Genomic DNA, 11833 nt, shown 5'->3' with positions numbered 1-11833 from the left:
CGGTAAGCAGGTCGGCCAGGTTGAGTGCCGGTTGGGTAGACTCTAAGGCCGTTTCACACTTGCGGTCAAGCGCACTTACTCAGGAAGACTGGTTACGGAAGAGGTCATAAGAGCGGTATAGCGCTGCCAGCGATTCTCCGGACCTGCGGCGTTGACGTACTTCGCTACCCTGTCCAGACCGACCGTGTACGTGAGCATATAACTGCGGTATTCGTTCAGGTAGGTCAGCATGGTCTCTCCATGCTCCATCAGCAACTCTTCTTCCAATCGCGACAGCGCGCGGGCAAATTCCAAACGGCCGTCCAGATATTCGCGAGCGATCTCCGGCTCACCGGTATGCAGCATCGCTATAAGCTCTTCGACGCGGATGTAGCGCTTGATGTCGCGCTGTGGCAGACCGGCGATGGGAAACAAAACATCACGCTCGATCTGTACCCGCGCTGCGTCGTCCAGCACCATCTGGGGCGCATAGCTGGCTGCGGCTTCACTGACGAACGATTGTGGAGAAAAAGTAGGCTGCACCGCCCATTCCTGTTGATGACGCTGCTTCACCAGAGCTTCTTCACGTAGCGTGTTGAAGACATGATGGCCGGGATACCCCTCATGGCAGGCAAGGTCAAGCAGTCGATCGAGCGTCTGCGGAAATCCAAGATTGACCTGAATCTGGCTATGGGCATTGCCCAGATAGCGGCTGAAGCCCGCCCAGGGCTTATTGACAACATAGGTCACGTCAATATGCTCCCCTGCCGGCATCGGGATACGTGCCAGTGTCCGTTCACGGCAGACCTTCAAAGCCGCCTCGAAGACTACTGGAACCTGCTTCGCCGGTACGACAAACGCCGCCTCGTAGGCGCTATATGCTTTCGCTCCGGGGCCGATCAGGACCGCGATTTCGGATCGCACCTTTGCCCTCTGTGCGGCATCGGTATCCGGAGGCGCTACGACTCCAAAATAATTCCGACTCTCTTCATCGAATCCAGCTATCGCACCGCGTAGCTGGCGTACACGCTGATTCATGGCGTTGAGCTGTTGATTCAGGAAAGCAATGCGCTCGGCGCCTAACCCGCTGTTGGGAAGCCGTGTCTGCAGGTGCTTCGCATTCTGCTCGATCTGCTCCAGTGATGGGAGGGGAGTTTTCGCGGCCCGCGCCAACGGTTCGGGCCCCGTATAGAAATCGAGAAAATCGGGATCTCGTTCGCTGAGCGAGACGGCAAGTTTGAGGTACTGTTCCGCCGGTTCTGTGTTGTGCCCGGCAGACCGGCAGCCGTTGTTCTGCCATGTCAGACCTAACAGCAGCATGACCCAAAAGGGGTTACGGGATTTTTTGAATTTAGCTATCACGTGATAGGAAAGTCGAATTTTACGGTTGTGTAAACCTTTGTTATAGATAGTTCATCCGGGACATTACAGAAAAGTCTAAATAGCTGTTTGCAAGAACGCCGAGGCGCATCTGGCCGCATTCTTTTCTCTTTTCGGCGTACCCGGCGTAGTGTCTCTCGTCGTTTGACTTCTGTATCTGCGAAGTACTGCTGGCTTTTCCTGTAGTCGCACGAGTCGTCCGTAACCAGAAAACGAACCATCCCACAGCCACTCTGCTGCACGTTTAACACATTCTGGAGGCATTGCATGTCGTCACTTGGACGTAGACGCTACCCGTCTATCTCTATCTCCCTGTCGTTGTTGTTGCTGTTTGCAGTTACGTTCCTGCAGTCCGCGTCGGCGCAGACAGTCAATGCGACGCTGACGGGACACGTAGAAGACTCTCAGGGCGCAACGATCTCAGGCGCTACCGTGACCGTGAAAAATACTGGTACCGGCGCCGTCCGTACAACTATCACCGATCCAAACGGACTCTACACCGTCACGAACCTTCAACCCGGTTCTTATGAAGTCACGACGACGATGAACGGATTCAGCACCAAGACCCTGACGGGGCTTACGCTGAACGTCGGCGATACCCCGGAACTCCCCATCTCTCTCACGGTCGGCGGCGTCAATGACACCGTCAACGTAGAGGCCGCGGAACCGCTGCTGCAGACGCAAAGCTCCTCAAACGGAACCCTCGTCGATAACAAACAGGTCGTAGAGCTGCCCCTGGCGAACCGCCAGTTCTATTCGCTAGCACTGCTCTCGCCCGCTGCCTATCAGCCCGCACAGAATTCGACGCTCGGCTTCCGCGGTGGTATCAACATCGCCGGCGCCTCTGAGATCTCGAATCAGTTCACCTTCAACGGAATCTTCAACAATGACATGGGCGTAGCGCAGCCCTCCTACCGTCCATCCGTAGAAACCATTCAGGAGTTCCGCCTGCTTACTGGTGTGTATCCGGCGGAGTACGGCCGCATGGCCGGTGGACAGGTCGTCGTCATCTCCAAGTCCGGCACCAATGCCTTCCACGGATCGGCATATGAGTTCATCCGGAATGAGATCACCGACGCGAAGCCCTACTTTACCCAGGCTGGCGCGAAGAAACCGTCGTACAAGCAGAACACCTTTGGCGGAACCATTGGCGGTCCCATCTGGAAGGATCACACCTTTTTCTTCTTTGGTTATGAAGGCCAGCGTATCCGCCAGGCGGTGACTGCCGTCGCTACGGTACCGACCGCGGACATGTTGAACGGTGTATTCAACGTCGGCAAGACTCTGTATAACCCGCGTACCGGCACAGCTCTCGCCGCAAATTGCGGTACCGGCTGCTATAACCTGACGACATTGCTCTCGGGCACGCAGCGCGGTCAGTGGGGCTCCACAGGAGCCGCAGCAGGCCAGGCGATCGCAAAGCTGGGCTTTCCCACGCCGTCCCTCGCAACTGCGCTAGGAAGCTATCCGACCAACAACTACAACTTCCAGGAGACCCGCTCCGAAAACATGGATGAGTACACCATCCGTGTGGATCACAAGCTGACGGAAAAGGACGGACTGAGCGGCAGCTTCAATATCTTCAAGGATCCAGCCTTCGAGCCATCCAACTCGCTCTGCTCTTCTTACGTCGTACCGAAGTTCGGCTGCTACACCAACCAGATCTCAACGCTGATCAACCTGACCTACACTCGCATACTCACACCGAGCCTGTTGAATGAGTTCCGCGCAGGCTATCAACGTTTGCAGCAGCCTCGTATTCAGGAAGACAACACCGCGATTGGGTCATCGTATTCGGGACTTCCGGGAGGACCGTACTTCACTCAGGCTGGTTATGCGAACAATAGCGGCCTTCCGAATACCGCCATCTCCGGTTTCGCCACCATCGGCGGCGCCACCAACCTGCCCCAAAACCGCTGGGACAGTCACTACCAGATCGTAGACGCCATCAGCTGGACCCATGGCAAGCATACGGTCAAGGCAGGTATCGATCTGTTGCTGGCCCGCTCCATCAACCTCCTCACTTCGTCCGGTCGTGGTGCATTCTCTGTCAATGATGCGAATATCGTATCGGCGAACGGCGGAAGCCACCTTGGTTCCGTGGGAGACTCCATGGCGGATCTTCTTCTCGGTCTGAGCTACACGTCTACCATCGGTACGACTGCACCTGTGGTCTACCTGAACTTCTTTGGGAACCATGTCTTCGTGCAGGACGACTACCGCATTACTCCGAAACTCACCCTCAATGTCGGTTTGCGCTGGGAGATGGATACTCCGGTCTATACGCCGAATGGCACAGTCTCGCGTTTCGACATCGCCAGTCAAACCTTTACGGACTCACGTAACGGCGCCTTCAAGCATCTCTATAACTACGACTGGAACAACTGGGCACCGCGACTCGGTTTTTCGTGGCAGCCGTTTTCTGGCGACAAGACCGTCGTCAAGGGAGCGTTTGGGGCTTTTTACAACACCCCGCTTCTCTACAACCAGTTCCTGAACTTTGGTACTCAGTATCCTTATCGCATCATCGGAACCTCGACCTCGACGTCAAGCACCGCCAGCTCGATTAATACGATTTCGCTGGACGCTCCGTTCGCAGGAGCCGCTACCTCCTGCGCCACCGGTACGCAGACATCCTGCTCCCCATCACTCTCGCCGCTCTCAGTAAACGCGAACTATCGGACACCGTATATCAACGAATGGAGCTTTGGTCTCCAGCAGTCATTTGCCAAGAGCATGGTCTTTGAAACCACTTACTTCGGCTCAAAGGGCACCAAGCTTCCTCTCAGCATCAACCTCAACCAGATCAACGTAAACAATCTGGCACAAGGCGCGACCACGACGCAGACGATGCGTCCTTTCGCGAACTTCTCAACGGTCTCAAGCCAGGACACGCGTTCCAACTCTGAATTCCACTCATGGCAGAACAGTCTGAAACAGTCCTATGCGAACGGCGTGACGTTCATCCTGTCATACACATGGGGTAAGTCTATCGATGGCGGCGGTGGCATCGGTTCCGGATCCACCTCTTCCGGTGCACCGCAGAACATCTACAACCTGAGGGCCGAGCGCGCAGTATCCGACTTCAATGTAGCTCACCGCCTTGTCTTCAGTCCGGTTGCTCAGCTCCCGTTCGGCAAGGGTAAGAAGTGGCTCAACTCCGGCGTAAGCGGCGCGATTGCTGGTGGATGGCAGGTGTCTGGTATCTTCCAGTTCCAGACAGGACGTCCGTTCACCATCACCAACAGCTCCACCAACAACAGCCGCTCTTTCGGGAACGCTGATCGTCCCAATATTGTGGCAGGACAGGACCCGAACGCAGGTCCGAAGACTGTCGCGCAGTGGTTCAACACCGCAGCATTCTCCCTTGCGCCGACAACCCGCTTTGGAAATGCCGGCCGTAATATTGTCGTAGGCCCGAAGTTCACCCAATTAGATCTGACTCTCTCCCGAGAGTTCCCGATCCTTGAGCATCTAAGAGGACAGTTCCGTGCCGAGTCCTTTAATCTGTTGAATCATCCCAACTTCTTCAACCCGCTGACAACTGGCTTGCAGTTTGGCGCAACCGGATTCGGCGCCCTTACTCAGGCATATACACCACGCGATCTGCAGTTCAGCCTGCGTATCCTGTACTAGCCGCGCAACCACACCCTACACGGAGAACGTAGACGTGAAGTTCAAACTTAGCAGTCCGGCAATTCTTACCTTTCTGGCCGCGGGCATCAGCCCCGGCCAGAACTCTTTAACCCCGGAGAAGACAGCCCTTGCTCAACATGTCGATAAGAAGGCGAAGTTGGCGCAGGTGATGGTCGATACCGTCTTCTCCTATGGCGAGCTTGGGTTTCAGGAGTTCGAGACATCGAAGTACTTGACCGAGATCCTTGAGAAGAATGGATTCAAAGTCGAACGCGGCATCGCCGGTATTCCAACGGCGTGGATGGCAAGCTGGGGTTCCGGTAAGCCGGTGATCGCTCTCGGTTCCGATATTGACTGCATCCCACAGGCATCACAGAAGCCCGGCGTTGCCTGGCATGAACCACTGATTCCGGGAGCTCCAGGACACGGTGAGGGCCATAACTCCGGCGTTCCGCTCAACATCCTCGCGGCGCTTGCGGTTAAGGAACAGATGGAGAAGAACCACCTCTCCGGCACCATCAAAATCTGGCCGGGGGTTGCGGAAGAGCTTCTCGGCGCAAAAGCCTATTACGTCCGTGACGGCTACTTTAAGGATGTTGACGCTGTTCTCTTTGCTCACGTCGGCACCAACCTGGGTGCTCGCTGGGGTGAGGGCGGACAGACCGGACTGATCTCACTTCAGTACAACTTCCATGGAGAGTCAGCCCATGCGGCGGCCGCTCCATGGCGGGGCAAGTCTGCCCTTGATGCTGTTGAGCTTATGGATGCTGGCTGGAACTTCCACCGTGAGCATCTCCGCCCTCAGCAGCGCTCGCACTACGTCATCACCAATGGCGGCGACCAGCCTAATGTCGTTCCGCAGTCGGCCGCTGTCTGGTATTACTTCCGCGAGCTCGACTATGACCACATCAAGGGCCTTTGGTCAGATGGCGACCGCATGGCCCAGGGCGCAGCCCTGATGACGCAGACCACATGGGACGAAACCATCCTCGGCTCCGCATGGCCAGGACACTACAACAAACCGATGGCCGAGGATCTGAATGCCAATGCGACACAGATCGGGTTACCGGTATGGTCTGCCGATGACCAGGCACTGGCGAAAGCGCTACAGCACGAAATCGGAGCTCAGGAGAGCGGTCTGGACACCGAGCTACGTACACCGCGCCCACCGTCGCCCACGGCGAGTTCAGAAAGCGGCCCGTCCGACGATATCGGTGATATCTCATGGAACGTGCCGACCATCGTTCTCTCGTATCCAGCCAATATTCCCGGCCTTCCCGGACATAACTGGGCTAACGCCATCGCTATGGCAACGCCTATCGCACACAAAGGCGTCGTTGCCGGCGCCAAAGTGCAGGCGATGACTCTCTATGACCTGATGACCAAACCTGAGCTTATAGCTGCGGCAAAAGACTACTTCATCAACGTCCAGACCAAAACGGTAAAGTACAAGTCTCTTGTTCGGCCGGAGGACAAGCCCGCAACTTTTATGAACAAGGCCACGATGGAGAAGTATCGGGCAGAGATGCAGAAGTACTACTACGATGCGTCGAAGTATCCCACTTACCTCGATCAACTTGGCGTCAAGTACCCGACTCTGACCAAACCAGCAAAGTGATACGAAAAACAGGAAAACTCGCGGAGGTTCAACTCCGCGAGTTTTCCTGTTGGAGACAAATCTTTGTTGGAAGATTGCGGCATCCATTACCCACCCTAGCGTTGCGAGGGCGGGCACCCGGCAGCTTAGAGATCTCTTACTCGTAACGAAGCGATGTCATTGGTGTCACGCGTGAGGCTTCTCGCGCGGGGTAGTATCCGAACAGGATACCCACGGCTGCGGAGACGCCGAACGAAACCAGAATCGCGAGCGGGGAGATACTGGTCGACCACGCAACCACCCTGGTAATGGAGCCAGAGGCCAGCACTCCAAACAGAATGCCGAGTGCTCCTCCTGTAAGACTCAGTGTCACCGCTTCCATCAGGAACTGCAGCATTACCTCATTCGACCGTGCGCCCACTGCTCGCCGGATGCCGATCTCCTTGGTGCGCTCGGTCACGGAGAGCAGCATGATGTTCATGATGCCGATACCGCCGACGATCAACGAAACCGAAGCGATACTTGCCAGCAGCGCCGTCATGGTACGGCTGGCCCGATCGAGGGTCTTCCCCAACTGTTCCAGCGTCACCTTGTCGAGATTGGTGACATTTCCTGTGATGGCACGCGCGATATCGGTTCGCATGCCTCCACGCGCCAGCGATTTGCGAGCCTGGCTGGAGACAATGAAGTCATCCGGATCTTCGTGCGCCAATCTATGACGCTGCCGAAGGAGGGTGGCAATGTTTTTCGTTACCCGTGTGACGTCGCCGGTAGAGACCGTGGATACCGTGATTGAGTCGAGCCTCCGCTTACCAAGCAGGTTCTGCCCTGTCGTTACCGGCATATAGACGGCATCGAACTGATCGTCACCGACCGCTGCCGGCACCATCCAGCTACCGCTATCTACGACTCCGACAACACGAAAACTTCCGCCCCGGATCGTGACATCCTTACCTACTGGATTCACGCTCCCGAAGAGCTTCTCCGCCACCATACTTCCAACTACGATAGCGTTCGCAGCATTTGCGATCTCACTCTTTGAGAAGAACCGTCCCTTCGGAAAGATCCATGCTCTCCGGATCGAAGGCAAATCCTTCCCTTCTCCATGGATGTGTGTGTACCAGGTAGCATCACCGGCTTTGACGACTACGTTCTCTGTAACTCCAGGCGAAACGAACTGAACACCACTCAGATCGGCGATTGCATCCGCATCGGAAAGGCTGAGCTTGTCAGAAGCTCCGAGCCCTGCGGCGTTCTCGCCACCATGAGCGATATCCTGTTGCGGATTCGTCCCCGGCTGGTAGACCCTCATCAGCATGGCAGGAGACGATGGCTGCCACGTCATCGTGCGAAATCGGGCACGATAACGGCCTGGAACGTAGGCGGCCGGTTCCTCAGCCTCGCCCTGGCTCGTCCACTGCTGCTGCATCTTGTAGTTTCCGGCGCTAACGACGATCACGTTCATGCCAGCGGCGCGAACCTGATCCTGAATTGCAGCCTGTGCTCCGCTGCCCAGGGCAATCATGGTCAGCACCGTGGCTACGCCGATCGTCATGCCGACCATCGTAAGAATCGTCTGCAGCTTATTGCGCTGCAGCGATCGCCAGGCAATGGCCGTGCTCTTGCGGAGCGAGGAGAGGTCTGTCATGCCGTCTTACTCGAAGCGCAGGGCATCAATCGGATTCAGTTTCGAGGCGCGGCGAGCCGGATAAAAGCCGAAGAAGACGCCAGTGGCTGCAGCGATGCCAAATGCCAGGGCAACGGCAGTTGAGGATACCGTGGCATCCCACTGCAGCGTTCGCGTGATGGTGAACGAGGCAAGAAATCCAAGAATGATTCCAAGGATGCCCCCCGCCAGGCCAAGGGTAATGGCTTCGACGAGGAATTGCATCAGCACGTCGTAGGAGCGCGCCCCGACAGCGCGGCGAATCCCGATCTCGCGTGTCCGTTCCGTGACCGAGACGAGCATGATGTTCATGATGCCGATGCCGCCGACAATCAGTGAGATGGTAGCGATCGCCGCCAGCAGAGCTGTCATTGTCTGCCCGGCACGGTTCAGGGTGCCGGACATCTCCTGCATGTTCACCTGGTCCATCTGCGGCATATTGGCGAGGATGAAGGCCGCGACCGAGGTATTCAGCCCCTTGGTCAGGGCTTCCGAGGCCTGTGTCTTGACGGTGAAGTCATCTGGCGTTCCGCTCATCGCAGCGCCTTGTAGCCCACCCAGACCCAGACCGGCAGAGGTTGAGGATTTGGGAGCCGATTCCAGCCTGTGACGCGAACGCAGCAAGGGAACGATATCTTTGGCGACATCGGAAGCCTTGCCAGCCTCTTCCGCCGACACCATGATGTTCGATAGATAGTTGATGCCAAGCATCTTCTGTAGCTTGGTATAGGGAATGATGGCCATCTGCGACTGCTCTTCGTCGCTGGTGGAGAAGACTCCCTTCACCTTGAACTTTTCACCGTGGATCTCGATCTCTTCCCCAATGGGATTGGCATCGGCAAAGAGGTTATCCCGCAAGGTGGCGCCGATGACAACTACATTCTCGGCATCATCCACGGCGCCCTTCTTGAAGAACTTCCCTTTTTCAAAGTTCCAGTCATACATCTCGGCGTAGTCCACGCCGACGCCATAGACCTGGGTATAGGTCTTGTCGCTGCCGTAGGCAACCCACCCTCGCATACGTGTCAAGGGAGAGACATAACCGACGCCCTGCACCTGCGAGCGGATAGCCTCTGCGTCGTCAGCGATCAGCGTTGTCGCTGAACCAAGGCCGGATGCGATTTTGGACTCTTCTCCACCGCGCGTAAAGTTGCCCGCACGTACGTTGATGAGGGTCGTGCCGGCGGACTTTACATCCTTGGAGACAGACTGCTGCGCTCCGGTACCAAGAGCGAACATGGTCAGCACAGCGGCGACACCGATCGTCATCCCCAACATGGCAAGGCCGGTACGCAGCTTATTGGTCTTGAGAGCCTTGACCGCAATCTTGAAGCTTTTCCTGATTACCATTACTCAAACCTCAACGACGTCAAAGGTGCGACACGCGATGCTTCCCGAGCGGGATAGTAGCCGAAGAAGATGCCGACAGCCGCGGAGATGCCGAACGACAGCACAATCGAAAGCGGTGAGATGCTGGTTGACCATTGCACAACGTGCGAGATCGAGATGGCAGCAACGACTCCTATCAAAATGCCCAGCAGGCCACCAACGACGCTGAGCGTGACTGACTCATAGATAAACTGCATCAATACTTCCTTCTCACGTGCACCGACCGCACGGCGAATGCCTATCTCGCGGGTGCGCTCCGTGACCGAGAGCATCATGATGTTCATGATGCCGATGCCGCCAACAATCAACGACACCGTCGCGATGCTGGCCAGCAAGGCGGTCATCGTCTTACTGGACTTGTCGAGCGTTTTTCCAAGCTGATCAAGCGTAACCTTTTCCAGACCACCGACATTTCCGGTGACAGCCTGCGCCACGTCCGGACGAAGGCCGCCTTTGAGGAGAGCTTTACTTGCCTGGCTGGTCACCGTGAAGTCGTCGGGATGACTGGTATCGATGCCGTGACGCGAGCGCAATACGGTTGTAATCGTCTTGGCGACGCGCGTCACATCTCCAGTGGATTCGGTCGTCACCGTAATGTCATTGAGCTTGGAGAGATTCAGCAGACTTTGCATGGTCGTTACCGGGATATAGACCGCATCAAACTGGTCATCCCCAGCTTCAGGAGTCACCATCCAGTTCGCGCTGGTGACCACGCCTACGACCTTGAACGGCTGCTTCCACAAGGTAACTGTTTCGCCGACAGGACTTTTATCTCCAAAGAGCTTCTCCGCGACGATGCTCCCCAGAACGACCACCTGTTCCTTATTCCGCTGCTGCCTTGCGCTGAAGAATCCGCCATGTGTGAACTTCCAGGACCTGCGGATCTCCGGTAGCGCACTGCCATCGCCATGCACGCGAGTAAACCAGCGCGTATCGCCGCTGGAGACATGCACGTTTTCGTGGACGCCCTCGACCGCGTACTGTACGCCTTTGATCTTGCGGACAGCTTCCGCGTCATCGAGCGTCAGCGTTGCTGCCGCTCCCAGGCCTGCCTCGGAGTCACCAAGACGCTGGCGCGAGGTCGGATGGTCGTGCACTGCAAACGGATCGTCTTCCGGATGGAACATCGCAAACTGAAGATGTGGCTTCATTCCGGTCTCTGGATTGTGGAGACGCCCCATCTCGATTGCATCATCCGGCGGCCGCTCCCGCTGGGCCTGGTAGTTCCCTGCGGTGACCAGCAGCATATTCATACCGGCTGCCTTGACCTGATCCTGAATTGCCTTTTGTGCTCCGCTGCCAAGGGCGATCATCGTCAGCACAGTGGCCACACCGATGGTCATGCCCAACATAGTCAAGGCAGTCTGCATCCGGTTGCGGCGCAGCGCCTTCCACGCAATCACGAGCGCGTTGGGGAAAACCACTACAGCACTCCTTCTACAGGGACCGGAAGGTTCTCCAGTTCTCCGCTGGCGTGGCGCCGGCTGTCATTCGCTACGTCTGAAAGAATGTTGCCATCTTTAAAGGTCATGATGCGAGAGCCGTAGGCGGCTACGTCCAGTTCGTGAGTGATAAGCACGATGGTGATGCCCCGCTCACGCTGCAGCGACTGGAAGATCTCCATCACTTCGATCGATGTTTTACTGTCGAGGTTGCCGGTGGGCTCATCGGCCAGCAGGATAGATGGATTATTGAGGAGCGCGCGCGCAATAGCGACACGCTGCTGCTGCCCGCCTGAAAGCTGATTAGTATGGTGGTCCCAACGCGATTCCAGCCCCACAGATTCCAGTGCGGCCATAGCTCGCTTCCGGCGTTCTGCCGCGGAGACATTCCCTGTCCCATACAGCAACGGGAGCTCTACGTTTTCCAAAGCCGAGGTCCGGGTAAGCAGATTGAATCCCTGAAAGACAAAACCAATCTGCCTATTCCGGACGAGTGAGATCTCGTCATCGCTCAGACGGGAGACATCTCGGCCATCGAGAAAGTATTGCCCGCTGGTCGGCTGATCGAGACAACCGAGGATATGCATCAGCGTCGACTTACCGGAACCGGAAGGTCCAATCACGGAAACGAACTCGCCCGGATAGACATCCAGCGAGATCGAGCGCAAAGCATGGACCTGATGCTCGCCGACGTGATAGGTCTTCGTCAGGTTACGAACGGAAATCACAGGGGTCATGACGATG

7 protein-coding genes are annotated in these 11833 nt (G+C 56.6%); 2 read left to right on the top strand and 5 right to left on the bottom strand.

Annotated features, from left to right (window positions below):
* Window positions 1-75: 75 nt before the first annotated feature.
* Window positions 76-1299: a hypothetical protein gene (locus tag FTW19_RS14620; RefSeq protein WP_147648319.1), complete on the bottom strand. Its 1224-nt coding sequence runs from the start codon at window positions 1297-1299 to the stop codon at window positions 76-78.
* Between the two features lie 327 nt (window positions 1300-1626).
* Between FTW19_RS14620 and FTW19_RS14615 the strand changes: the two genes are divergently transcribed.
* Together FTW19_RS14615 and FTW19_RS14610 are read left to right on the top strand one after the other, a co-directional pair.
* Window positions 1627-4995 (top strand): TonB-dependent receptor, encoded by a 3369-nt coding sequence (locus FTW19_RS14615; RefSeq protein ID WP_147648318.1) that lies wholly within the window; start codon window positions 1627-1629, stop codon window positions 4993-4995.
* A 34-nt stretch (window positions 4996-5029) separates the two neighbouring features.
* Window positions 5030-6613, top strand: coding sequence for an amidohydrolase (locus FTW19_RS14610; RefSeq protein ID WP_222705461.1), 1584 nt, complete (start codon window positions 5030-5032; stop codon window positions 6611-6613).
* A 136-nt stretch (window positions 6614-6749) separates the two neighbouring features.
* Here FTW19_RS14610 and FTW19_RS14605 read toward each other — a convergent pair whose 3' ends face one another.
* From FTW19_RS14605 to FTW19_RS14590, 4 genes are read right to left on the bottom strand one after another with little or no spacing between them, the layout of a single operon-like run.
* Window positions 6750-8240, bottom strand: a complete 1491-nt coding sequence (locus tag FTW19_RS14605; protein ID WP_147648317.1) for an ABC transporter permease — start codon at window positions 8238-8240, stop codon at window positions 6750-6752.
* A 6-nt stretch (window positions 8241-8246) separates the two neighbouring features.
* A complete protein-coding gene (locus FTW19_RS26035; RefSeq protein WP_147648316.1) occupies window positions 8247-9608 on the bottom strand; it encodes an ABC transporter permease in 1362 nt (453 codons plus the stop codon).
* Window positions 9608-11071, bottom strand: coding sequence for an ABC transporter permease (locus FTW19_RS14595; RefSeq protein ID WP_147648315.1), 1464 nt, complete (start codon window positions 11069-11071; stop codon window positions 9608-9610). The genes FTW19_RS26035 and FTW19_RS14595 overlap by 1 nt, the downstream gene beginning before the upstream one ends.
* Window positions 11071-11826, bottom strand: a complete 756-nt coding sequence (locus FTW19_RS14590; RefSeq protein ID WP_281292301.1) for an ABC transporter ATP-binding protein — start codon at window positions 11824-11826, stop codon at window positions 11071-11073. Before FTW19_RS14590 ends, FTW19_RS14595 begins: the two co-directional genes overlap by 1 nt.
* Between the last annotated feature and the right edge of the window lie 7 nt (window positions 11827-11833).

Source organism: Terriglobus albidus, assembly GCF_008000815.1.
Taxonomy (GTDB): Bacteria; Acidobacteriota; Terriglobia; order Terriglobales; family Acidobacteriaceae; genus Terriglobus; species Terriglobus albidus_A.
This window is presented reverse-complemented; position numbering and strand designations above follow the sequence as displayed.